The sequence below is a fragment of the Xiashengella succiniciproducens genome, assembly GCF_023674465.1.
In the GTDB taxonomy this organism is placed as follows: Bacteria; Bacteroidota; Bacteroidia; order Bacteroidales; family Marinilabiliaceae; genus Geofilum; species Geofilum succiniciproducens.
In genome coordinates, this window is record NZ_CP098400.1 from 1690210 (window position 1) to 1713632 (window position 23423).

A 23423-nucleotide genomic window follows, 5' to 3' on the forward strand; every position below is an offset into this window, starting at 1 on the left:
AGATGAAGGCTGATATTATTACTATTGGCGACGAACTCCTTATTGGTCAGGTAGTGGATACCAACTCTGCCTGGATAGGACAGGAACTGTCAAAAGCAGGTATTTCAGTTCACCGCATCACTTCAGTTAGCGACAAAGAAGACGAAATACTGGCAGTGCTTAAAGAGACTACAGAAAGGTCTCCAATAGTGCTGATAAGCGGTGGTTTAGGGCCAACAAAAGATGATATTACAAAAGCGGCCTTGTGCCGCTTTTTCAATACAAAGCTGGTATTTAATTCGGAGGTGTATTCGGATGTGGAGACTTTCCTCAAAGGGAGGGTTCACAGCATTAACGAACTCAACCGTACTCAGGCCATGGTTCCTGAGTCATGTACGGTAATCAGAAATATGGTAGGAACAGCCCCAATTATGTGGTTTTCCACCCCAAAAGGTGTTCTTGTTTCAATGCCCGGTGTTCCCTCTGAGATGAAGCATGCAATGAGTACAGAAGTGCTTCCAAGGCTTATCAAGGCATTCCCAACAGAGGCCCTAATACATCGTACTATTCATGTGTTTGACATACCTGAATCTATTCTAGCCGAGCACATAAGTGAATGGGAGGAGAGTCTTCCGGACTGTATCAGACTTGCATATTTGCCTTCACCGGGAAAGATTAGGTTAAGGCTCAGCGCAAAGGGAAGTGAAAGAAAACAGTTGGAGGAAGCAGTTGATAAAGCGATAGATCAACTTTATCCCCTGATTGGAGATATTATCTTTGGTTTTGACGACCAGAAACCAGAAGAGGAGTTGATAAGACTCCTTAAGGCCAAATCTGCCACAATTGCCTGTGCTGAAAGTTGTTCAGGAGGTTATCTATCCCATTTGTTTACATCAATTCCCGGTGCTTCAGAGGTGTTTAACGGCTCTGTAGTTGCCTATTCAAACAGTGTGAAAGCAGGTGTACTTGGTGTGGATACTGGCCTGATTGAGCAACACGGTGCTGTAAGTCGCGAAGTAGTCGAAGCTATGGCACAAGGAGCTATCAGGATTACAGGTAGTGATTATGCAATATCAACCTCAGGTATTGCGGGCCCAACGGGCGGTAGTGATGAAAAACCTGTTGGTACAGTTTGGATCGCATGGGCTTCAAAGGATAAAGTACTGAGTCGCAGGTTTTTGTTTGGAAAGGGACGTGAGCGGGTTATTATGCGCACCGCCGATGCCGGTGTGATTGTTATGAAACAGTTGCTGGAGAAGGGAGAGCTTTAATCTAATATGACGGATAAAAAGCATAAAAAAGCAGAAAAAGAGCGAAATTATGCTTGCAAGTATTTGGTATATTGAAAAAAAATCGCGTATTTTGCGCTCTGTTTGAAAAACGTAGATAAAAGCGATATAGAAATGTCAAATGTTTGTGAAATAACCGGAAAGAGCTTTATGATCGGGAACAATGTTTCCCACTCAAAAAGACGTACCAAAAGGAGGTTTAATCCGAATCTTTTCAACAGGAAGTTTTATCTTCCCGAAGAAGATCGTTGGGTTAGCCTGAAAGTATCTGCAACCGGCCTGCGCTATATCAACAAGGTTGGTATTCATGCTGCTATCAAATCAGCAAAGGAAAAAGGATTTTTGAGAACAAAAATATAATAGGGGGTAGAAAAAATGGCTAAGAAAGGTAAAGGCAACCGCATTCAGGTCATACTGGAATGCACTGAACACAAGGAAAGCGGACTACCCGGAACTTCCAGGTACATTACCGTTAAGAATAGGAAGAACACTCCCGACAGGATGGAACTTAAGAAGTACAATCCTATCCTTAGGCGTGTAACAGTACATCGTGAAATAAAATAAAGATATTAAGTCATGGCAAAGAAAGCTGTCTCCAAACTGCAAACAGGTGCAGGAAAAGGATATACAATGGTTATCAAGATGGTAAAGTCACCTAAAACCGGTGCTTATACTTTCCAACAGGATATTGTGACCAATGATAATGTAAAGGACTATTTCAACAAGAACTAAAGTTGAAATCCCTGAAACTAATTTACAAAGCCTTCCCCACGGAAGGCTTTGTTGTTTATAAATAGTTATATTTGCCACTGTTTCAGTCATCAGAATGCTGTGACCTTACTTCTGCCCGGTTGCAGTGATTAAAACAATTCAGAATCATGGGATTATTCAGTGCTTTTAACAGGTCCAAAAAGGAAAAACTAAATGAAGGCCTTTCCAAAACCAAGGAAAGCGTATTGCAAAAGATCACCCGTATGGTGGTTGGTAAATCCAAGGTGGATGAGGATCTATTGGATGAGCTTGAAGAAGTTCTGATTAGTTCAGATGTTGGTGTAGCCACAACAATCAAGATAATAGAGAGGATAGAGGCAAGGGTTTCGCGGGACAAGTATGTTAGTGCCTCAGAACTCGATCGTATCCTTAGGGAAGAGATAAAGGATCTGTTAAAGGAAAACCGGAATGGCATTGATGGGGACTTTGATATTCCTGAGAAAGCAAAACCATATGTAATAATGGTTGTAGGTGTCAATGGTGTTGGTAAGACTACTACGATCGGTAAACTGGCTCATAAGTTTAAAAGTGCAGGGAAAAGTGTTCTGCTAGGTGCCGGAGACACCTTCAGGGCTGCTGCTATTGATCAGCTTGAGATATGGGCTGACAGGGTCGGAATAGACCTTATTAAGCAGAAAATGGGGGCAGACCCGGCTTCAGTAGCCTTTGACACAATATCATCGGCCAAAGCCAACAATATTGACGTTGTTATTATTGATACGGCAGGTCGTCTGCACAACAAGACCAACCTGATGAACGAGCTTACAAAGATAAAGAATGTGATGCGTAAGATCGTTCCCGATGCACCACATGAGGTATTGCTAGTTTTGGACGGATCGACAGGCCAGAATGCCTTCGAACAGGCTAAGCAGTTTACCTTGGCCACAGAGGTCAATGCACTTGCAGTAACCAAACTTGATGGAACCGCAAAGGGAGGTGTCGTAATAGGTATCTCTGATCAGTTTAAAATACCCGTAAAATACATTGGAATTGGTGAAGGAATAGAGGATTTACAGGTATTTGACCGTGAGGCCTTTGTCGATTCCCTCTTTGGAGAATAGTATGAAAAAGAAACGTGTGGATGTAATATCCCTGGGATGTTCAAAGAACCTGGTTGACTCAGAACTCCTTATCAGGCAGTTTCAGGCTGGAGGATACCTGGTTGAGCATGATCCGTCCCAGCCCGGGGGTGAGGTGGTGGTGATTAATACCTGCGGTTTTATTGGCGATGCCAAGGAAGAGTCTATTGAGACCATTCTGGATTTTGCTGAAGCCAAGAAGCAGGGAAAAATACGAAAGCTCTTTGTTATGGGCTGCCTATCGGAAAGATACAGGCAGCAACTGAGTGTAGAAATCCCCGAAGTGGATAGGTTCTATGGGAAATTCGACTGGAAGAGCCTTATTAGTGAGATGGGGATGCCCTACAGGGCAGACCTTAAAAATGAACGCTCACTTACTACACCGGGCCATTATGCCTATTTAAAGATATCTGAAGGATGTAACCGCAATTGTTCCTATTGCGCTATTCCACTGATTACTGGAAAACACACTTCAAGAAGTATGGAAAGCATCCTAAAAGAAGCCACTCTGCTGGCTTCCAAAGGGGTAAAGGAACTTCAGGTAATAGCACAGGATCTGTCTTATTATGGTCTGGACCTTTATAAGGATAAGAAACTCCCCGAACTAGTTCAGATGCTCTCAGAAATAGAAGGTATTGAATGGATTAGGCTGCACTATGCATACCCTGCAGGATTTCCAATGGAACTACTTGATGTGATGGCAAGCAATCCCAAAGTTTGCAGCTACCTGGACCTGGCTCTTCAGCATATTTCCGACAATATGTTGAAGATTATGAGACGCAATGTAAGCAAAGAAGACTGCATCAATCTTATTAAACGAATGCGTGAGGTGGTTCCAGGAATGCATCTGAGAACTACCATGATAACCGGTCATCCAGGGGAGACAGAAGAGGATTTTAGGGAACTTAAGGACTTCGTTGCCGAAATGAAATTCGAACGTCTTGGAGTATTTCCTTATTCACATGAGGAGGACACCTATGCATATAAAAACTACGTAGACGATATCCCCGAAGAAGTTAAGCAGGAAAGAGCAGAGGAGATAATGGAACTGCAAAGTGGCATCAGTCTTGCCCATAATGAAGCCAAGGTCGGCAGAGTAATGAAGGTACTTGTTGATCGTAAGGAAGGAGAATACTGGGTGGGTCGCAGCGAATTTGACAGTCCTGAGGTTGACCCTGAAGTGCTGATAGACAGTTCTGAAGATCTTAACATTGGATCTTTCTACAATATACATATCACAGGAGCAGGAGAATATGATCTGATAGGTGAGGTGAGGTAAATTAATCTACCTGCTTGTACGGCTGCAAAAAATAAGATAGATTTGTGTCTATGGAATACATTGTATCGGCACGAAAATACAGACCAGGCACCTTTAGTTCGGTAGAGGGTCAGGAGAATATTACCCAAACCCTTAAGAATGCTATAAAAAATAAGCAACTGGCGCATGCATATCTGTTTTGCGGTCCCCGTGGTGTGGGAAAGACAACCTGTGCCAGAATCTTTGCAAAGACGATAAACTGTGAAAACCTGGGGCCTGACTTTGAAGCATGTAACGAATGTACTTCCTGCAAGGCCTTTAATGAAAACCGCTCCTATAATATCCACGAACTTGATGCAGCAAGCAACAACTCTGTGGATGATATCCGTCTGCTTATTGACAAGGTAAGGGTTGCCCCGCAGATGGGCAGGTACAGCGTGTATATCATCGACGAGGTTCACATGCTGTCATCAAGCGCATTCAATGCCTTTCTGAAAACCCTGGAGGAGCCACCGGTACATGCGATTTTCATACTTGCAACAACTGAAAAGCACAAGATACTTCCTACCATACTCTCTCGCTGTCAAACCTTTGATTTTAATAGGATTACCGTCGAGGTTGCAAGTAAATATTTAAGACTTGTAGCACAGAAAGAAGGAGTTGAGATAGAGGATGAGGCCCTGAATGTTATAGCAACCAAGGCCGATGGAGCAATGCGTGATGCACTGTCTATCTTCGACCAGATAGTTGCTTTCTGCGGTCGCAACATCACTTACCAGCAGGTAATTACCAATCTCAACGTGCTGGACTATGACTATTATATCAGGCTTGTTGATGCTTTCCTTAAGGAAGACACCACATCAGCATTGTTGATATTTAATGAGATATTAAACCGTGGCTTTGATGGCAGTCACTTTATTTCCGGACTTAGCAGTCACCTGCGAGACCTTATGATGTGCCGTGATCCACAAACTGTAGCTCTCCTCGAAGTCGGTTCTACAATAAAGCAGAAATACTTGGATCAGGCTAAGAACTGTAGCAACGACTTTCTGTATGAAGCACTAAAGCTCTGTAATGAATGCGAAATGAATTACAGGCTTGCACGAAACAAAAGACTCCAGGTTGAATTCACGCTTTTATCCCTCTCGAGGATATTAAGCGAAAAAAAAAAGCTTCTGAATTAGCTAAAAAGGCGGCTGCACAGGCATCCGCCGGAGCCTCAGCACCAGCAAATCCATCATCTTCTGGAGCAACTACTCAGCCGGGATCTGTCCCAGGAGGAGGTATTTCAAAGCCATCAGCCGATAGTGGCATTCCTTCACGACGGGGAATTAGTGCCCCGTCACTCAAGGACCTGCTAAAGAATCCTGAGGCAACATCACAAAGCGGGAAACAAGCTGAACAAACGTCACAAGATAGATCAGCATCTTCTGCAAATAAGTCAGTTGATCCAGAGAACTTGCAGAAAGTCTGGGATGAGTATGCAGCAATAGTTAAGTCTGAGAATACAAGACTCTCAATTATTCTTTCCAATTACAAGCCCACACTTAAGGGACCTAATATCATAAGTCTGCAACTTTCAGCTCCAATTCAGGCAGAAGAGATAATGAATTCAAAGCAGGACCTGATGGCTTACCTGAGAGAAAAACTTAGTAACGAGAACTTAGAGTTGACCGTAGTTGTCAATATGGAGGAAAAAAGTACCCAAAAGCAGGCCTTTACTGCATCTGAGAAGCTGAAGATAATGATGGAGAAGAATCCTTCATTATCACTACTAACTCAAAAGTTCAATCTCGATTTGGAATGAAAAACCGGGGCGCTTCAACATTTTTAACCATTTGTTTGTTAATACCACCGGATATAAGTTATTGCCAAACTTTGAATCAGTAAAACATAAACCGATGAGTAAAATTAAAGTAACAAATCCGGTTGTAGAACTGGATGGTGATGAGATGACCCGTATCATCTGGAAGATGATTAAGGATCAACTGATCTTACCTTATCTTGATCTGGATATTAAATACTATGACCTGAGTATTGAAAACAGAGATGCAACAGATGATAAGGTGACTGTAGAAGCAGCCAATGCTATCAATAAGTACAACGTAGGTATCAAGTGTGCCACAATTACTCCCGATGAGAAACGGGTAGAGGAGTTTGGTCTTAAGAAAATGTGGAAATCACCCAATGGTACAATTCGTAACATTCTTGGCGGCACAGTATTTAGAGAACCAATTATTATCAACAACATACCCCGACTGGTTCCCGGTTGGGAAAGACCTATCTGTATCGGACGTCACGCCTTTGGTGACCAATACAGGGCTACAGACTTTGTGGTAAAGGGGAAAGGAAAGCTCGAAATAAGCTTTACACCTTCTGATGGTGGTGAAGTTCAGAAGTACGAGGTGTATAATTTTGATGGAGACGGAGTGGCAATGGCCATGTTTAATACCGATGAAAGTATTACCGGCTTTGCTCACAGTTGCTTTAATATGGCCATAAACAAGAAATGGCCACTATATCTGTCAACCAAGAACACAATTCTAAAGAAATACGACGGTCGCTTTAAGGATATCTTCCAGGAACTATATGAAACTCAGTACAAGGCTAAGTTTGAAGAACTTGGAATAAGCTATGAACACAGGCTTATTGACGATATGGTAGCTGCTGCTCTGAAATGGGATGGTGGTTTTGTTTGGGCCTGCAAAAACTACGACGGTGACGTTCAGTCAGACACTTTGGCTCAGGGCTTTGGTTCACTAGGACTTATGACCTCAGTGCTGATTACTCCGGATGGCAAAACCATCGAAGCAGAAGCAGCCCACGGTACGGTAACCCGTCACTATCGCATGCATCAGCAAGGCAAGCCAACTTCAACAAATCCAATTGCATCAATCTATGCTTGGACCAGAGGCTTGGCTTTCAGGGCAAAACTTGACGGAAACAATGAGCTGGCTAGGTTTGCAGAAAACCTAGAAGCTGCATGTATTGAAACTGTAGAGAGTGGAGTAATGACAAAGGACCTTGCCCTTACAATACATGGAGCCCAGCTTAGGGATAATCACTATGTGACCACTGAGAAGTTTATGGAAGCTATTAAAAAACAGCTGGACAAAAAACTGGCACAGTAAAACACAGATACACAAGAATTAATACCAGCCTTAGAACCTGAATAAGGACTAAGATTGAGTAATAAAATTAGTAATCTGGTTTCAGATATTCTTTATGTTATTATCAGGTGGCAGTATCTCGCGATACTGCCACTTTTTTTTCAGGACATTCATCTCTTGTGAGCCAAACTTCTTGTAGTACCTGCTCCTTTACCGTCCATCTATCATCAACACTATGGTTTTTCAGATTGAAAATCATTAAGGCAAATTCAGCCTGCTTACTGCATTGACAGTGCGATTCCACGGCTTCTGCCTATAAAAATGCAGTTAATCCAACTAAGCTAAACCTTTTTCCTTTTTTAAAATGAAAATAAACTAGGGGTCGGAACTAATGATCTTAATGTATTTTTTCAATTATAACAACACTTTTAATTATTTTCGGACATCAAAACAAAAATCAATAATTGTTAACCAAAGCAATTTCATTAAAGGGATATTCATCATGAACCTAAACTCAAAAAGCAGCATTAAATTCTATAGTGGAGAAGAGATTCCGGTAGAACTGCACAAGGTCAGGATAGTTCAGAAACTACACCTGAGGCCCATTGACGAACGTCTGGCCGCCATACGGGAAGGGGGCTTCAATACATTTTTACTAAGTACCAAGGATGTGTTCCTTGATATGCTTACAGATAGCGGTACCAATGCAATGAGCGACAACCAACTGGCATCCATGCACCATGCAGATGATGCTTATGCAGGTTCTCAAAGCTTTTACAGGATGGAGTCCGCCATAAAGGAAGTATTCGGTAAGTCACTTGTTTTGCCGGTTCACCAAGGTAGAGCAGCTGAGAATATTGTAGCAAAGGCCTTTGTAAAACCAGGGGATGTGGTACCGATGAATTACCACTTTACTACAACCAAGGCGCATATCGACCTGAATGGAGGTGAAATTGCAGAAATTTTTACTGATCAGGCACTTATAGTAAAGAGCAATAACCCTTTTAAGGGAAACCTGGATATTGAAAAACTCAAAGCCCTTATAGCAAAATACGGAAAAGAAAGGATTCCTTTTATCCGTCTTGAAGCATCAACCAACCTGATTGGTGGACAACCTTTCTCTATCGCAAATATGCGTGAGGTTCGCAAGGTGGCTGACCAACATGGCATTATCATAGTGCTGGATGCCAGTTTGATAGGAGAGAACGCCTGGTTTATCAAACAACGCGAAGCTGAATTTGCAAATTCAAGCATTAAGGAGATACTTCAAACCATGTGCGGAATCTGTGACATAGTTTACTTCTCCAGCCGCAAGGTTAGTTCTACTCGTGGAGGTGGTATCTGTACCAACAACAAGGAGCTCTTTCTCAAGATGCGTGACCTTGTACCTCTGTATGAAGGCTTCCTGACCTATGGTGGAATGTCGGTAAGGGAAGTAGAAGCCATGGCTGTTGGTTTAATCGAAACAACCGATGAAACAGTTATCAGCCAATCACCCGGGTTTATCGACTACACGGTTAAGGAGCTGGACAAACTCGGTATACCTGTAATTATGCCAGGTGGTGCTCTTGGGGTACATATTGATGCAATGCAATTTCTGCCTCATATTCCTCAGACTGAGTATCCCGCAGGAGCCCTTGCCGCAGCCTTTTACATAGTATCAGGTTGCCGGGGTATGGAACGTGGTACAGTATCTAGTGTAAGGGATGAGAATGGTAATGATATACTTTCGGATATGGAGTTGCTTCGTCTGGCCTTCCCACGTAGAGTATTCACTCTGTCACAAACTAAGTTTGTTATAGACCGCATGCACTGGCTGTATAAAAACAGGGACCTGATCGGTGGACTTAAGTTTGTTGACGAACCCAAGGTACTGCGCTTCTTCGTTGGAAGATTGGATGCTGTGTCCGACTGGCCTGAAAAGCTTGTCGCAAAATACAAGGCAGATTTCGGAGATAGTCTGTAATTCTGCCTGCCCTGGACTAAAAATTGTGAACGGCTGCCTCCCATGAGGCAGCTGTTTTTTTTATCATTATTTTCTATGTTGATTAAACAACAGTTATGACATAAGTAGGGATAGAATTCTAAACTATCCAGCGAATTATATATAATCAGTTGACAAACAGTCAGATAAAATACGATATTGTAGCATTGGTTTTTATGTTGTACGATTCTGATAGAAACGACATTCGAAGCAAAAGGACAAATTTTCTTATTCCAAGAACAAAAATCTGATAATGCTGTTATTAGAGTACGAAAATAAGGCAGAGGGCGACACGACGGTATTTCGTGAAGCTCTATCAGAAAATAAAATGCTAATTAGGAAGAGAGAAATAAAAACATTAAGAACAAAATCAATTCAATATGTCAACATTTGATTTAGTAATGCCCAAGATGGGTGAGAGCGTTGAAGAAGCAACCATTACAAAGTGGTTTGTCAAAGTCGGCGACACTGTTGAAGAAGATCAGGTGCTACTTGAGATAGCAACTGACAAGGTTGACTCGGAAATTCCTTCTCCCGTAGCAGGGGTTATTAAGGAGATCAGATATGAAGTCAATGCCCTCGTACCCGTGGGTGAGGTTATTGCAGTAGTAAGCCTTGATGGAAGTGGGGTTGAAACACCGGAAACACCTAAGGCAGAGAAGGCTGAAGAGGCAGCAGCACCAGCTGAAACCAAGGCTGAAGCAGCACCTGCAGCAGCAATAAGCGATGCGAAGGGCGATTATAGCGGTAGCGACCGATTTTATTCGCCGCTTGTAAAGAGCATTGCTAAGCAGGAAGGTATTTCGCTGAGCGAACTTGACAAAGTAAAGGGCAGTGGTAAAGACGGTCGTCTTACAAAAGATGACTTGCTTGAATACCTCAAGTCAAGAGGTAGTCAACCGACAACTCAAGCTGCAGCACCCAAGCCAGCTACCACACCAGCATCTCCAGAAGCTCCATCTCGTCCCGCTGTAAAGGCACCTGAAGTTAAGGCCTGGGATGGCGACGAGGTAGTCGAAATGGACCGTATGCGTAAGCTGATAGCAGAGAATATGGTATTGTCAAAACAAATTTCCCCACACGTTACCTCAATAGTAGAGGCAGATGTTACAAATCTTGTATTGTGGAGAAATAAGTATAAAGACAAATTTGAAAAGAAATACGGTGAAAAGCTGACCTTTATGCCGGTATTCACATGGGCAGCAGCCAAGGCATTGCGCGACTATCCGGGTATTAATGCAGCAGTAAGTGGTACAAACATAATCTATCGTAAGAATGTAAACGTTGGTATTGCAGTTGCACTTCCTTCAGGTAACCTGATAGTTCCCGTTGTCAAGAATGCCGATCAGAAGAATATCGTAGGACTGGCAACAGATATTAACCGTATTGCTGTACAGGCAAGAAACAACAAGCTTTCACCCGATGATATCCAGGGAGGCACCTTTACAATAACAAATTTCGGTTCGTTTAAAAACGCTATAGGTACACCTATTATCAACCAGCCTCAGGTAGCAATTCTTGCAACAGGTACAATTGAAAAGAAGCCTGCTGTACTGGAAACTCCTGCTGGTGATGTGATAGCAATCCGCCATAAGATGTTCCTGTCGCTCTCGTACGACCACAGAGTGGTGGACGGTGCCCTGGGAGGTTTCTTCCTGCGAAAGATCGCCGATTATCTGGAGCAATGGGATATTGACACAGAAGTCTAAACTGAATAATTCAGGTGCAGTAGCACCTGAATTATTAGTATTAATGAGGTTGAAAAGCAAAAAACTACATAACAATTATGAAAAGTAACGTTCCTGTCAGGTATTCAATTAAAAAGACTGATAAAGACACGCTTCTGAAGTGGTACTATCTGATGTTTCTCGGACGTACCCTTGATGAACGTGCACCCAATTATCTGAAGCAAGCCATAGGTTGGTCTTACCATGCTCCGGCTGCAGGCCATGATGGTATACAACTGGCTATTGGCCAGGTTTTCAGAAAAAATAAAGACCATTTATTTCCCTACTACAGGGATCTTGTAACCGTTGTTTCAGCTGGTATGACGGCTGAAGAGATTATACTTAACGGTATTTCAAAGGATGCCGATGTAGCAGGTGGCGGACGACATATGTCAAACCACTTTGCAAAACCATCCTGGAACATACACAATGTTAGTAGCTGTACCGGTAATCACACCCTTCATGCATCAGGACTTGGTCGTGCACTAAAGACCTACGAAGAAAAAGATGCTGTGGTTATTAGCAGCCAGGGTGAGAGTTCCGTATCCGAAGGCTACGTTTACGAAGCCATCAACGGTGCTTCAAATGAGCAATTACCGGTTGTTTTCGTATTTCAGGACAATGGATACGGGATATCTGTTCCAAAGGAAGATCAGACAGCAAACCGTAAGGTTGCCAAGAACTTCGAGGGCTTTAAGAACCTGCGCATAATCTATTGTAATGGTAAGGATGTGTTCGATTCAATGAATGCAATGACTGAAGCTGTTGAATGGACCAAGAAGGAACAAAAACCATCTATAGTACAGGCCAATTGTGTTCGTATCGGTTCACACAGTAACAGCGACAGACATGAGCTTTACAGAGACGAAAACGAACTAAGCTATGTGAAGGAATATGACCCCTTAGCAAAGTTCAAACGTATGCTGTTGCGCTACAAGAGAGCTACAGAAGAAGAATTAAAGGAAATCGAGGACAGGGTGGCTCAGGAGGTCAAGGCAGCTCACAAAGCAGGTATGGCTGCTCCACACCCAAGTCCGGAATCTATATTTGATTTCGTTGTTCCTGAGCCCTATCCAGCTGCTAAATACCCTGATGGTTTACACAGCCACGAAGGTGACAAAAAGAAGCTTATTGAGGCTCTAAATGAGACCCTTAAAGCTGAGTTCCACCATAATCCCCACACCTATATCTGGGGACAGGATGTGGCAAACAAGGACAAAGGAGGAATCTTCAACGTTACCAAGGGAATGCAACATGAGTTTGGCAAGCGTAGGGTTTTCAACGCCCCGATCGCTGAGGACTTTATCATGGGTACAGCCAACGGAATGTCACGTTTTAACAAGGATATCAGAATTGTTGTTGAAGGTGCAGAATTTGCAGACTACTTCTGGCCTGCTATGGAACAGTTTGTGGAGACTACCCATGAATACTGGAGAACAAAGGGACAATATTCACCAAATATAACTGTACGTCTTGCATCCGGAGGTTACATAGGTGGGGGACTTTATCACTCACAGACCATTGAAGGGGCATTGACAACCTTCCCTGGAGTTAGGGTAGTATATCCCTCTTTTGCTGATGACGCAGCAGGATTGTTGAGAACTGCCATCCGTTCAGAAGGTCTTACTCTCTTTCTGGAGCCTAAGGCACTATACAACTCACCCAAGGCAGCCACACCATTTCCTGATGACTTCGAAGTACCCTTTGGTAAGGCAAGAATCAGGAGAGCAGGTAGTGATATGACCATGATTACTTATGGAAATGCTACTCACTTCTGTCTCGAAGCAGCTGAAATTTTGGCAAAAGAAGGCATTGCAGATATCGAAGTACTTGACCTTCGTTCACTTTCTCCGCTGGATACAGAAGCAATTGTAAATTCTGTCAGGAAAACTGCCAGGGCAATGATAGTACATGAAGATAAAGTGTTCGGAGGATTCGGTGGTGAAGTTGCCGCTACAATTGCTGATATTGCGTTTGAATACCTTGATGCACCAATCAAGAGGGTAGGTTCAACCTATACGCCTGTAGGTTTCAACCGTATTCTTGAGGCAGCAATTCTTCCAAACACCGACAAGATACTTAAGGCAGCCAAAGAGCTCCTCCAGTATTAGTATATTTTGTTAAATAAGATCAAACATTCATTATATGAAGAAGGTAGGTATATTTTACAGCTTTCGCTCCGTAAAGACCAAACAGCAGGTCAAGAAGCTTATTAAGCATCTGGGGGAAGAAAACTGTGAGGAAATAGATGTGGACATTGCCACAGTTGAAGATTTCAGGAAGTTTGACAACTTTATTTTTGCAGTTCCAACATGGTTTGACGGTGAACTACCCAACTATTGGGATGAGTTTCTGCCTGAAATAGAAGAGGAACCTCTAAAAGGCAGGAAATTCGCCATCTTTGGCGGAGGAGATCAGAAGAAATATCCGGAAAACTTCGTAGACGGAATAGGCATAATGGCCGAATTCGTTGAAGAACACGGTGGTAAAGTTGTTGGTTATACATCTGCCAAAGGCTATGAGTTTGAGAGCTCCAGAGCCCTTAGAGGCGATAAATTCTGCGGTCTGGCTTTGGATATTGAAAACCAGTCAGCTTTAACCAGCGATAGGATTGATAAATGGGCAGAGCAACTCAAAAAAGAGTTCAACTGACATAGTATCTACTTAATGTATGCAAAGGGCATCCCACCAGGATGCCTTTTTTTTTGCAATACAGAGTCATATTATAGCTAATGAATACACACTAGCAAACCCAAATAGGAGCGTGCAGGGATGTTTACACATGTAACCCAACGAGAATAACCTTAGGAATTACGCAAAAAGACATATACAATCACAAGAAATACCAAGCTATAAATCTCAATATCAATTTATTAGATAATATATATAAATAGACACTTCAACGACTTAGTAAAATTGAACGTATAAAAATACAAAATAGCGTAAATACGGGTCGTAATAACGTATTATATCATTAATATCCAGTATTATAAATGCCTTATATTAAGTAATACTTAAATATACAAGCATTGCCATTCCAGGATCCTGAAAATCAGCAGTGTTTTGCAGCAATAAGACAGCCATTAATTCCCAAAGGCGGTTTATAAACCCTGGATTCTGCGGTTATTAAACAGTTTTACTCATTTAGAAAAACCCTCAGATACAAGAGAATAGTTTGGTTTATATAAAGTGCTGGAGATACTATCAAAAGTGTGACTCCAGGAATATTTAAATATGTCGCATACATGCAACATATGTAAACATCAACGCATGGATCTCCTATTTGCATTTTGTAAACCAACGTGCTATATTTGTAGAATCAGTTTCAAACCTATGTGTGCAAATCCATGAAAGATCGTTTACAAAAACTGTTAGCCAGAGAAGACCTTACACCAGTTCGTTTCGCTGAGAAAGTTGGTGTGCAGCGATCAAGCGTTAGTCACATTCTGTCAGGCAGAAACAATCCAAGTCTGGATTTTATTCAGAAAATCCTTGTTGCCTTTCCTCAAATCAGCACTGACTGGCTTATAAGGGGAAGGGGCGAGATGTACAATAGTGCGCAGGCTTCAGTAAATAATGAGAGAAAGCGTATTCCTAGTGACCTCTTTTCCTCACTTAATGATGAGGATACTCCGGTTTACCTTAGTTCCAAGGTAAAAGCCGATCCGGATGAAAGAAAGACAGTTGGAAAAGAAGTTGGAAAAGAGCAGCATGAAGAAGCAATTGTTCAGAGAGCAAGTGACAGGAGAATAGAGAAAATCGTGGTGTTTTACAGCGATAAAACCTTTACCGAGTACCTTCCTGAGGGCTGAGTATAAATTAGGACCGCAGTGCCCTAATATGCCGAAAAAGCATTAACTTTGTGTCGGAAATAAGCATTACATGCGTAATTATACCACATGAAGTACATCCATGATTTCAGAATAGTTAGCAATCAAAGGCAAAACTACGAGTACATAGTACTGACACTTCGTGCTGAGGGTTTTGAGCTGCCAGAGATGCTTCCAGGTCAATTTGCAGAAGTCCGCGTACCAAATGAGTCTTCTGTTTATCTGCGCCGTCCCCTTTCAATTCATGATGTTGATTATGAGCGTCAGGAAATAAAACTCCTGATTCAGGAAGTAGGAAAGGGAACAAAAGGACTGGGTTCGCTACCGGAAGGAAGTCTTCTGAACCTTATTTATCCCCTTGGGAAACCATATACACTGCCCGAAAGCAATGAGGTCTTGTTAATAGGCGGTGGTTGCGGAGTTGCTCCGCTATTATTTCTCGGCCGTTACCTCAAGAATCACGGCATACAACCAAGATATCTGATTGGAGCCAGAAATGCTGAAGGACTTGTAAGACTTGAGGCTTACAGGGAACTTGGAGAAGTAAACGTCACAACAGAGGATGGTAGCGTTGGTACCAAAGGATATGTTATCCATCACCCTGTTATGAGAACTGAAACACCTGATTTCAGGCATATTTACACATGCGGACCTGACCCAATGATGAAGGTAATCGCAAAGTATGCAGACAGACATGGTTTAAGTTGTCAGGTTTCCCTTGAGAATCTTATGGCATGTGGCATAGGCGCTTGCCTATGCTGTGTCACCAAGACCAAAGATGGCAACAAGTGTGTATGTACCGAAGGACCAGTATTTGATTCAAAATATTTACAATGGTAGATCTTTCAGTCGAAATAGGCTCATTGAAGCTGAAAAATCCAGTTCTGACAGCATCGGGAACTTACGGTTATGGCCGCGAATATGAGGATTTCGTTAATATAGATGACCTTGGCGGTATTGTAGTTAAGGGAACAACCTTAAAACCCAGGGAAGGTAATGATTATCCAAGAATGGCAGAAACCCCAATGGGTATGCTTAATGCCGTCGGACTTCAGAATGTTGGTGTGGATCGTTTTATCAGCGAAATCTATCCCAAAATCAGGAAGTACAATACCAGCATCCTGGTAAATGTTTCAGGATCCACAATAGATGACTACGTTGAAACTGCATCGAAGATTAATGATCTGGATGATATTCCTGGAATAGAACTCAATATATCATGTCCTAACGTTAAAGAAGGGGGTATGGCCTTTGGTGTCTCATGCGCTTCGGCAGAGGCTGTTACAACAGCGGTCAGAAAGGTTTACAGCAAGCACCTGATGGTAAAACTATCCCCAAATGTCACAGATATAGCTGAAATAGCAAGAAGTGTAGAATCAGGTGGAGCTGATTCCCTTTCACTTATTAACACTCTTCTTGGCATGGCCATAGATGCAAAGACTAGACGTCCGGTACTGTCAACAATAACAGGCGGTCTCTCTGGTCCTGCAGTAAAACCTGTAGCTCTAAGGATGGTTTGGCAGGTTGCTTGTGCAGTTAAAGTACCGGTAGTTGGCATGGGAGGTATAAGCAATGCTACTGATGCAATTGAATTTATGCTTGCAGGAGCCACTGCAATTCAGATAGGAACTGCAAACTTTGTAGATCCTCAGGTCACTGTTAAGGTTATTGAAGGAGTAAAGAACTATCTTGAAGAAAACAACATAGCATCAATAAGAGAACTTATAGGAGCGCTGCGTTGCGATTAACCAATTTTTCTGGAATCTGATTCTGGTAGTATGTTTGTAAGTGGCTTGAAATAAGACCTGATCAATTGCCATTTCTCCGGATGTTGCTCAAGGAGCTGGAGTATATTCTCCCTGTTTTTACGAATAGCATCAGTTATCGCAGGAGCTGATATTGGCTTTTCCATGGAACGGCCAACAGCACTCCCTGTTAACTCATCACCACTCTTCAATATCTTATATGCCGCGGCCTCTAGTTTATCAAGAAAGGAGGCCGTTTTCTTCATTCTGTTGCGTGAGAGTGCAGGATTAAGCTCTGTTGCTTTTACTGACGATGCAGGGCTCTCAGGAAGGTCAAAACGGATATATGCAGCCTCTACAACAGCTTCGTTCAAAGAAAGTACCACTGCATTCATAAGGGTAAACCTGATAGCCTGCTCAAGCGCCCTATTTGCTGTTTCAAAATCTGTTACTCTGGATAGTTTCTCAACTGCATCACTGGAGAGCTGTAATGAAATTCCGCAATCATCAGATGCTGTTTTTAACCTGTTATTGGCCCAGGATTCAATCCATTTTGCTGGAATACCAGGATCATTATCCTTAGATTTTCCACCAAAAATGCGTTGGTTTAATTCTGTAAACTCAACAATAAATGCTTTATACTCCAGATTGTTGTCATAAAGCATTCTCACAAAGCGGTATGCAAGAGATCCTATAAGCGCCTTCTGCGCAGTATCAAGAGGACTCTGGTTTCGTGATATACCTAGATTGCTCTGATCATCCCTGAAAAATAGGTAGTACAGATCCAAACCATCCTCTGATTTTATGCGGAGTTGTAAAACTGTATAACTAAGTTCGGCGAATATATCAAGCTGTCCACCACCTGCAGTCCTGGTTTCGAAAGGCAACTGTGAAGGAGAAAGCCATAGATAACCAGGCGCCTTTCCTGCAAGTTCTTTTAAATATGATAACATGGAATCAGCTAGTAGGGTATGCGACCTATAGCCCTGCCCTGACTGCATAAGATCCTCACCACCACATTTTCCGCTTTTGTCATAGTATAATACAACCACCCTTTCAATACCCGGAAATAGTTCGGGTATCTGTCCACGAAGCTGATCCCGTATTTTCCTGCCAACTCTATGCATAATATAGGTAAATCATAAGACGGTTGTAGCTTGTCATTAATTGATAAAAGTATAATTAAGCAGAAAATTAAGCAAATTATTAAGCAGGTAATTTAGTGATCTATCAAGGGTAAATTTAAGCCTGTTTTAAGTACTGTCTTATACTGAGCAATGCTTTGATAGTCCCAGAATTAGTGTGACAAGCCAATTGAAATGTGCTTAATACATAGGACTTGAACAATTTATTACAGTGTTGCTGTTTGTAAACTATTTAGAGTACACATATGTAACACTATAAACTAAGGGTGTGTTTACATCTTTACAAAAGCAGGATCAATTCGTATTGAAATGTAATTTTCCTTCAAACACAGGTAACTGTATTAACTCTAAAGCTCTTTTTTATAACTTGCACAAATGGAAAACTATAGTTGTATGTACAAAGGACCAAAGAGCTCCAGTACCAGAGAGAAAAATTATTTTGTGTCATTCCTTCACTACTGCAAAGAAAGTCTGAAATATCTTATTCTAGGCCTTTATATTTTGTTAAACAGTTCGACAGCCCTGTTTGGTCAACTTTCAGAGCAAAGCAGGATCTCTATACTCACATGTTCCCCCGGTGAAGAACTATACAGTTTATTTGGTCACTCAGCTATCAGGGTCAGTGACTCAGTACTAGGGATAGACTATGTATTTAACTATGGAACCTTTGATTTTAACACTCCCAACTTTTACCTTAAGTTTATGCGTGGTGAGTTGGACTATATGTTATCAGTCAGCCACTATGATAACTTTATATACGAGTATAATCTGGATGGACGTGGTATTACCGAACAGGTACTGAGACTAAGATATGAGGAACGAAACAAATTATTCGAAGCACTATCGGAGAATTATAGGCCAGCCAATCGTGCATACAAGTATCACTTCTTTTATGACAACTGCGCAACAAGAGTAAGGGATATAGTTGTGAATAACATAGGACTTACGGTTGAGTTTCCAGAAAGAGAAACATACTCAGCAATGAGTTTCCGTGATGTAATATCCGTATATCTTAAAAACAGGCCCTGGACCAGGTTGGGTTTGGATCTATTGTTAGGCCAACCAACCGATGAAAAGCTTAATGCCACTACGGTTCAGTTTCTTCCTGATTTCCTGATGTACCAGTTTGCCGATGCCCGGATCAGTGAAGATGGAAGACACCTTGTCAGTAGTACCTCAACACTGCTTGACAGGCGTACCGTGGAAAGCAAACCAGGGACCTTCACTCCGGCCTTTGTACTCAGCCTCCTTGCAATTATGATTATTGCACATACATGGCTAAGCAAAAAGCAAGGCAAAAGCACCAGGCCTATTAATGTGGTTCTGCTATCTATTTGTTCAATGATTGGATTACTAATAATCTTTCTCTGGTTTTTTACATCACATAGTGTTACCGGACCAAACTGGAACATCCTGTGGGCACATCCACTTTATTTGTTGCTCTTCATCCCAACAGTAAGCAAAAACAGTACAGGTAAGTACCTAAGACTGATATTCGCATCGTTAATACTAATTTTTGCCCTGGTTTCACCCTTTCTGAGCCAACAAATACCTGTTGTACTGATACCAATTTGGATACTACTGATTGTTAAATTGATGTTATTCAACACTTCGCACAAAGGTGAACAAAGATAAGATTCGTATGTTAGTAAGCTGATAAACTAATATGCGATGAGGAGAATTTGGATCTTGCTACTGTTGACTGCAGTAATTGGAGGCCATGCTGAGGCTAGAAAGATTGAAGATGTTCCGGTGGAAAAACTGAAGCAAAGAGTTGAGAAGGCATCTGATACCATTTTCGTGTTGAATTTCTGGGCAACCTGGTGTCAGCCATGTGTCAAGGAGATCCCTGAATTCAACAAGATTCCGAATACATACAAAGGAAAACCTGTAAAGGTAATAATGGCAAATCTGGATTTTCCAAACCAGAAAGATAGTCGTGTATTACCTTTCCTTGAAACTAACGAGGTTAAGCATGAAGTCTTGATGACAATAACTCCCAGAGGCGGAGAATGGATCGAGGCTATGGACCCCACATGGAGCGGAGCAATTCCTGCTACTATAATAATGTATAAAGGGAAGCGCTTTTTTCATGAAGGAGAGACTAATTATGAGACAATTATAAAGTGGATTGAGAGTTTGTTGTAAAACCTAAAAGGCAGAACCTATGAAAAAAAGAATCATCTTAAGTACAATGTTTGTTATGTTGGCAGCTGTTATGCTGAATGCCCAGCTAAAACCAGGAGATATTGCACCTGATTTCAAACTAAAGGGAGTTGACAACAAGTGGGTATCCCTGAGTGATTATAAGGATCAAAAAGGTGTGATACTGGTGTTTACATGCAATCATTGTCCCTATGCCAAGTTGTACGAAACCAGGATTATTGACCTACAGAACAAATTTGGTGGCAAACAATTCCCAGTAGTTGCAATTAACCCAAATGACTCCACAATAGTAGAAGCTGATAGTTTTTCTAATATGGTTGCAAATGCTGCAGCCAAAGGCTTTAACTTCCCATATTTGCTTGATGACATTCAATTGTTCAAAAAATATGGAGCAACAAAGACCCCACATGTATTTGTGCTGAAGAACGAAGGTGGAAGTTTTAAAGTAGCCTATATTGGCGCAATCGATGACAATTCACAGGATCCCAATGATGTGGGAGAGGCCTATGTTGTAGACGCTGTTAATGCACTACTTGAAGGAAAAGCACTTGCCAGAACAGAAACTAAAGCAGTAGGTTGTACTATAAAATTCAAATAATAAACATCCAAAAGTAAAGGCAGTGTGATTAATTTCATGCTGCCTTTTTTGTTTTAAATAAAGTATTATAAGTACTTTTGCGCAGGATACTTGTAACACAAGCAATTATGAATGTAAGAAAAAGCTTGGGAATACTGTGTATTGGCTTTTTATCAGGTTTGGCTTTTAACTACATTAACGGTCCTTCCATCAGAACACTAGGAACAGACTTTATTCCTCCGGTTCCCCAAACAGTCTCACTCAGAATTTCTGGTATATATTCTAATGGCACAGACTTCCATCTTGTTGACAGGGAGATGGAAAAGTTTATGCGATCATGGGAAATTGCAGGAGCTTCATTAGCAGTTGCTCACAATGGGACATTGATATATGCCAAAGGTTATGGCTATGCTGATGTAGAGAGTGGGGAACCTGTTCAACCTTATCATCTTTTCAGGATTGCAAGTGTTTCCAAGCTTGTAACAGCAGCTGGAATTATGAAATTGGCAGAAGAGGGCAGACTATCGCTTGAAGATAATGTATTTGGCCCTAATGGTATTTTAAATATATCTCCCTTTGACAATTACAAGGATAAGAGAGTAGAGGAGATTAAAGTAAAGCACCTACTTAATCATTCAGGTGGCTGGACTAACAGGTGGGGAGATCCAATGTTTATGCCCACTGTAATTGCCCAAAAGCTAGGCAAGGAACTGCCAGTAAGTGATGAAGACATTATCCGCTTTATGCTTGGTAAAAGACTTCATTTTAAGCCAGGAACGTCATCTTCATATTCAAACCTGGGCTACGTTATACTGGGCAAGGTTATTGAAGCAGTTAGCGGCCAGAGTTATGAAGATTATATAAAAACTGCCATTTTGTATCCGCTTGAGATCTATGATATGCAACTTGGATACAGTTTTCCCGAACAGAAAAACCCTCTGGAAGTCAGGTATTATGAGCCATCCGACAGTGAACCTGTAGTAGATTTTATGAATGGACAAGATACAGTACCACGTTCATATGGTGGAAATGACATTTATACACTAGGTGCTGCAGGAGGCTGGATAGCATCATCTACTGACTTAATGAAACTTATGCTGGCATTGGATGGAAATCCTGAGCCTGCTGATATCTTGTCTCCAGAAAGTATTAAGCAAATGATAACACCTGTTGATCTGGGTTTTCAACCCTTTGGATGGCGTGGCGTTATTCGTGGTGAGTTGTACCGCACTGGTACATTGGCGGGAACTTCAGCACTGATGGTCAGTCGTCCAGATGGATATTGCTATGTTGTATTGCTGAATACAAGCACTTGGAAAGGTCCGAAACTGGCAAATGAGATTCGTAGAATGATGCATAAAGGAATATCCAAAACTGAAGTCTGGAATGAATTTGACCTTGTCTCAAGTTCAGAAATGTAAGTGTGTGACTTTATTTCAGATGTCTCTGATAATTATGTTGTACATTTATTGTAATCTTCTTGTCTCATAATTGATATTATGTTAAATGGAATATATATAAAAATATCCGGTCTTAGTTGACCGGATATTTTTAATGTCCTATTCCTGACTTAGGCTTTTCAGTTTTGCATCAATCTCATCATACTTATCGTTCATATTAAAACGATAATAAAGAGTCTTAAGAGTTTCCATTGCATAAGGATCTTCAGGCTTCAATTCGTGAGCTTTTTCTACAAAAGGCAAAGCTTTGCGGAAATATTCCTCAGCATTATCACGAGCCTTATCGAATTCCCTCATGTCTCTAAGTTCGTTAGCAGCGTTGAATTTGTCAACACCGATATTATAGTATAGATAACCAAGGTTCAATGTTGCATCAAAGAAATCAGGCCTTAGTTCTACAGCTTTAGTATAGTCAGCCTCAGCCTTTTCATATTCTTTCTTCTTATCGTAAAGGAACCCTCTAACATAGAAGTAGTTTCCATCAGTAGGATTGTTTTCAATAAGTGCATCCAGATAAGTAAGAGCATCATCTGATTGTTCTGATTCCAGATAATAGTTTATCAGTGCGATAATTTGTCTTTGATCATCTGGATAAAGCTCTACACCTCTTTTAAGATTTGGTACAATCTTTTCATCAGCACCTGTTTCTTTGTAGATTTCGTTAAGCAGCAAGATTGCATCGCCACCTTGGAAATTCAGGTCTATACTCTTATTAAAATACTGTTCTGCCTTTTCGTATGACTTAGCATTAAAAGAAGCAAGAGCAGTATAATAAATGAATACAGAATCCTCAGGCAGTTTATCACCTTCATAAAGAGGTAATTTATTAATGAGAATAGCCTTTTCAAAAATGGTAGCTGCCTTGTCAAAGTTTTCTTCGTTAAATGCATCAATACCTGCATTTTGAAAATCAGGCATAAAGAAAGTAAGAGCAAGTTTAAGTTCTTTAGCAAACTTGCCTATGCCCTTTCCCTTTGCATTACCTTTTTGGTCGAGTTCAGCTGCCTGGAAATAATAATCAGCAGCATCGATAATTCTTTCGACACCTGCTCCCTGCTTATATTGTGCAGTAGCCAGTTTAGCAGCAACTATATAGGTTTTTGGCCATGTTTTAGTAGTCTCATTAGCCAATGCTTCATTTATCCTTTCCTGAGCAGTAGCAAGGTCACCGTTATCAATCATAGTAGATGCAATCGTAACTTTACCCTTCTGAGAAAAGGCTGATGCTGCAACAATTACTGAGAACAATAGTAAAATAATCCTTTTCATTTCCTGTTGTTTTTGTTTGTAATAATAAAATTAC

General features: G+C 41.4%; 22 protein-coding genes. 20 read left to right on the forward strand and 2 right to left on the reverse strand.

What is annotated here, in order from left to right; genetic code table 11:
- Positions 1-2: 2 nt before the first annotated feature.
- From M9189_RS07145 to M9189_RS07220, 16 genes are all read left to right on the forward strand, one after another.
- Positions 3-1250: a competence/damage-inducible protein A gene (locus M9189_RS07145; protein WP_250721999.1), complete on the forward strand. Its 1248-nt coding sequence runs from the start codon at positions 3-5 to the stop codon at positions 1248-1250.
- A gap of 132 nt (positions 1251-1382) precedes the next feature.
- Positions 1383-1628, forward strand: a complete 246-nt coding sequence (gene rpmB, locus M9189_RS07150; protein WP_250722000.1) for a 50S ribosomal protein L28 — start codon at positions 1383-1385, stop codon at positions 1626-1628.
- A gap of 15 nt (positions 1629-1643) precedes the next feature.
- Entirely contained in the window at positions 1644-1832 is a 189-nt protein-coding gene (rpmG, locus tag M9189_RS07155) for a 50S ribosomal protein L33 (protein WP_250722001.1), read from the forward strand.
- A gap of 12 nt (positions 1833-1844) precedes the next feature.
- Positions 1845-2000, forward strand: a complete 156-nt coding sequence (locus M9189_RS07160) for a DUF4295 domain-containing protein (protein ID WP_250722002.1) — start codon at positions 1845-1847, stop codon at positions 1998-2000.
- 146 nt (positions 2001-2146) lie between these two features.
- Entirely contained in the window at positions 2147-3100 is a 954-nt protein-coding gene (gene ftsY, locus M9189_RS07165; RefSeq protein WP_250722003.1) for a signal recognition particle-docking protein FtsY, read from the forward strand.
- Between the two features lies 1 nt (position 3101).
- Positions 3102-4397, forward strand: a complete 1296-nt coding sequence (rimO, locus tag M9189_RS07170) for a 30S ribosomal protein S12 methylthiotransferase RimO (RefSeq protein WP_250722004.1) — start codon at positions 3102-3104, stop codon at positions 4395-4397.
- A 50-nt stretch (positions 4398-4447) separates the two neighbouring features.
- Positions 4448-5560, forward strand: a complete 1113-nt coding sequence (locus M9189_RS07175; RefSeq protein WP_250722005.1) for a DNA polymerase III subunit gamma/tau — start codon at positions 4448-4450, stop codon at positions 5558-5560.
- A gap of 275 nt (positions 5561-5835) precedes the next feature.
- Positions 5836-6183, forward strand: a complete 348-nt coding sequence (locus M9189_RS07180) for a hypothetical protein (RefSeq protein WP_250722006.1) — start codon at positions 5836-5838, stop codon at positions 6181-6183.
- A gap of 94 nt (positions 6184-6277) precedes the next feature.
- Complete coding sequence (locus M9189_RS07185; protein ID WP_250722007.1) at positions 6278-7507, forward strand: isocitrate dehydrogenase (NADP(+)); 1230 nt, start codon at positions 6278-6280, stop codon at positions 7505-7507.
- 481 nt (positions 7508-7988) lie between these two features.
- Entirely contained in the window at positions 7989-9452 is a 1464-nt protein-coding gene (locus M9189_RS07190) for a tryptophanase (RefSeq protein ID WP_250722008.1), read from the forward strand.
- Between the two features lie 398 nt (positions 9453-9850).
- A complete protein-coding gene (locus tag M9189_RS07195) occupies positions 9851-11179 on the forward strand; it encodes a dihydrolipoamide acetyltransferase family protein (RefSeq protein ID WP_250722009.1) in 1329 nt (442 codons plus the stop codon).
- A 77-nt stretch (positions 11180-11256) separates the two neighbouring features.
- Complete coding sequence (locus M9189_RS07200; RefSeq protein ID WP_250722010.1) at positions 11257-13308, forward strand: alpha-ketoacid dehydrogenase subunit alpha/beta; 2052 nt, start codon at positions 11257-11259, stop codon at positions 13306-13308.
- Between the two features lie 34 nt (positions 13309-13342).
- Complete coding sequence (locus M9189_RS07205) at positions 13343-13849, forward strand: flavodoxin (protein ID WP_250722011.1); 507 nt, start codon at positions 13343-13345, stop codon at positions 13847-13849.
- Between the two features lie 695 nt (positions 13850-14544).
- The gene (locus M9189_RS07210) at positions 14545-15009 is read left to right on the forward strand and encodes a helix-turn-helix transcriptional regulator (protein ID WP_250722012.1); all 465 of its coding nucleotides are present in this window, start codon (positions 14545-14547) and stop codon (positions 15007-15009) included.
- Between the two features lie 87 nt (positions 15010-15096).
- Positions 15097-15867, forward strand: coding sequence for a dihydroorotate dehydrogenase electron transfer subunit (locus tag M9189_RS07215; RefSeq protein ID WP_250722013.1), 771 nt, complete (start codon positions 15097-15099; stop codon positions 15865-15867).
- Positions 15861-16775: a dihydroorotate dehydrogenase gene (locus tag M9189_RS07220; protein WP_250722014.1), complete on the forward strand. Its 915-nt coding sequence runs from the start codon at positions 15861-15863 to the stop codon at positions 16773-16775. Before M9189_RS07215 ends, M9189_RS07220 begins: the two co-directional genes overlap by 7 nt.
- Here the strand turns inward: M9189_RS07220 and M9189_RS07225 are convergent.
- Positions 16772-17899 (reverse strand): hypothetical protein, encoded by a 1128-nt coding sequence (locus tag M9189_RS07225; protein ID WP_250722015.1) that lies wholly within the window; start codon positions 17897-17899, stop codon positions 16772-16774. The two genes, M9189_RS07220 and M9189_RS07225, sit on opposite strands and share 4 nt — an antisense overlap.
- Before the next feature lie 411 nt (positions 17900-18310).
- Here M9189_RS07225 and M9189_RS07230 point away from each other — a divergent pair, with 411 nt between their 5' ends.
- From M9189_RS07230 to M9189_RS07245, 4 genes are all read left to right on the forward strand, one after another.
- On the forward strand, positions 18311-19552 hold the full coding sequence (locus tag M9189_RS07230; protein WP_250722016.1) for an Lnb N-terminal periplasmic domain-containing protein: 1242 nt from the start codon (positions 18311-18313) through the stop codon (positions 19550-19552).
- Between the two features lie 36 nt (positions 19553-19588).
- Positions 19589-20065 (forward strand): TlpA family protein disulfide reductase, encoded by a 477-nt coding sequence (locus M9189_RS07235; RefSeq protein WP_250722017.1) that lies wholly within the window; start codon positions 19589-19591, stop codon positions 20063-20065.
- A gap of 19 nt (positions 20066-20084) precedes the next feature.
- Positions 20085-20681, forward strand: coding sequence for a thioredoxin family protein (locus M9189_RS07240; protein WP_250722018.1), 597 nt, complete (start codon positions 20085-20087; stop codon positions 20679-20681).
- A 107-nt stretch (positions 20682-20788) separates the two neighbouring features.
- A complete protein-coding gene (locus tag M9189_RS07245) occupies positions 20789-22081 on the forward strand; it encodes a serine hydrolase domain-containing protein (protein ID WP_250722019.1) in 1293 nt (430 codons plus the stop codon).
- Positions 22082-22219: 138 nt separating this feature from the next.
- Here M9189_RS07245 and M9189_RS07250 read toward each other — a convergent pair whose 3' ends face one another.
- Positions 22220-23389 (reverse strand): tetratricopeptide repeat protein, encoded by a 1170-nt coding sequence (locus M9189_RS07250; protein WP_250722020.1) that lies wholly within the window; start codon positions 23387-23389, stop codon positions 22220-22222.
- Between the last annotated feature and the right edge of the window lie 34 nt (positions 23390-23423).

What these genes read in the sequence shown, in the direction of transcription:
- M9189_RS07145 (WP_250721999.1), top strand. Translation starts at nt 3, where the DNA reads ATGAAGGCTGATATTATTACTATTGGCGACGAACTCCTTATTGGTCAG.
- rpmB (WP_250722000.1), top strand. Translation starts at nt 1,383, where the DNA reads ATGTCAAATGTTTGTGAAATAACCGGAAAGAGCTTTATGATCGGGAAC.
- rpmG (WP_250722001.1), top strand. Translation starts at nt 1,644, where the DNA reads ATGGCTAAGAAAGGTAAAGGCAACCGCATTCAGGTCATACTGGAATGC.
- M9189_RS07160 (WP_250722002.1), top strand. Translation starts at nt 1,845, where the DNA reads ATGGCAAAGAAAGCTGTCTCCAAACTGCAAACAGGTGCAGGAAAAGGA.
- ftsY (WP_250722003.1), top strand. Translation starts at nt 2,147, where the DNA reads ATGGGATTATTCAGTGCTTTTAACAGGTCCAAAAAGGAAAAACTAAAT.
- rimO (WP_250722004.1), top strand. Translation starts at nt 3,102, where the DNA reads ATGAAAAAGAAACGTGTGGATGTAATATCCCTGGGATGTTCAAAGAAC.
- M9189_RS07175 (WP_250722005.1), top strand. Translation starts at nt 4,448, where the DNA reads ATGGAATACATTGTATCGGCACGAAAATACAGACCAGGCACCTTTAGT.
- M9189_RS07185 (WP_250722007.1), top strand. Translation starts at nt 6,278, where the DNA reads ATGAGTAAAATTAAAGTAACAAATCCGGTTGTAGAACTGGATGGTGAT.
- M9189_RS07190 (WP_250722008.1), top strand. Translation starts at nt 7,989, where the DNA reads ATGAACCTAAACTCAAAAAGCAGCATTAAATTCTATAGTGGAGAAGAG.
- M9189_RS07195 (WP_250722009.1), top strand. Translation starts at nt 9,851, where the DNA reads ATGTCAACATTTGATTTAGTAATGCCCAAGATGGGTGAGAGCGTTGAA.
- M9189_RS07200 (WP_250722010.1), top strand. Translation starts at nt 11,257, where the DNA reads ATGAAAAGTAACGTTCCTGTCAGGTATTCAATTAAAAAGACTGATAAA.
- M9189_RS07205 (WP_250722011.1), top strand. Translation starts at nt 13,343, where the DNA reads ATGAAGAAGGTAGGTATATTTTACAGCTTTCGCTCCGTAAAGACCAAA.
- M9189_RS07210 (WP_250722012.1), top strand. Translation starts at nt 14,545, where the DNA reads ATGAAAGATCGTTTACAAAAACTGTTAGCCAGAGAAGACCTTACACCA.
- M9189_RS07215 (WP_250722013.1), top strand. Translation starts at nt 15,097, where the DNA reads ATGAAGTACATCCATGATTTCAGAATAGTTAGCAATCAAAGGCAAAAC.
- M9189_RS07220 (WP_250722014.1), top strand. Translation starts at nt 15,861, where the DNA reads ATGGTAGATCTTTCAGTCGAAATAGGCTCATTGAAGCTGAAAAATCCA.
- M9189_RS07225 (WP_250722015.1), bottom strand. Translation starts at nt 17,899, where the DNA reads ATGCATAGAGTTGGCAGGAAAATACGGGATCAGCTTCGTGGACAGATA.
- M9189_RS07230 (WP_250722016.1), top strand. Translation starts at nt 18,311, where the DNA reads ATGTACAAAGGACCAAAGAGCTCCAGTACCAGAGAGAAAAATTATTTT.
- M9189_RS07235 (WP_250722017.1), top strand. Translation starts at nt 19,589, where the DNA reads ATGAGGAGAATTTGGATCTTGCTACTGTTGACTGCAGTAATTGGAGGC.
- M9189_RS07240 (WP_250722018.1), top strand. Translation starts at nt 20,085, where the DNA reads ATGAAAAAAAGAATCATCTTAAGTACAATGTTTGTTATGTTGGCAGCT.
- M9189_RS07245 (WP_250722019.1), top strand. Translation starts at nt 20,789, where the DNA reads ATGAATGTAAGAAAAAGCTTGGGAATACTGTGTATTGGCTTTTTATCA.
- M9189_RS07250 (WP_250722020.1), bottom strand. Translation starts at nt 23,389, where the DNA reads ATGAAAAGGATTATTTTACTATTGTTCTCAGTAATTGTTGCAGCATCA.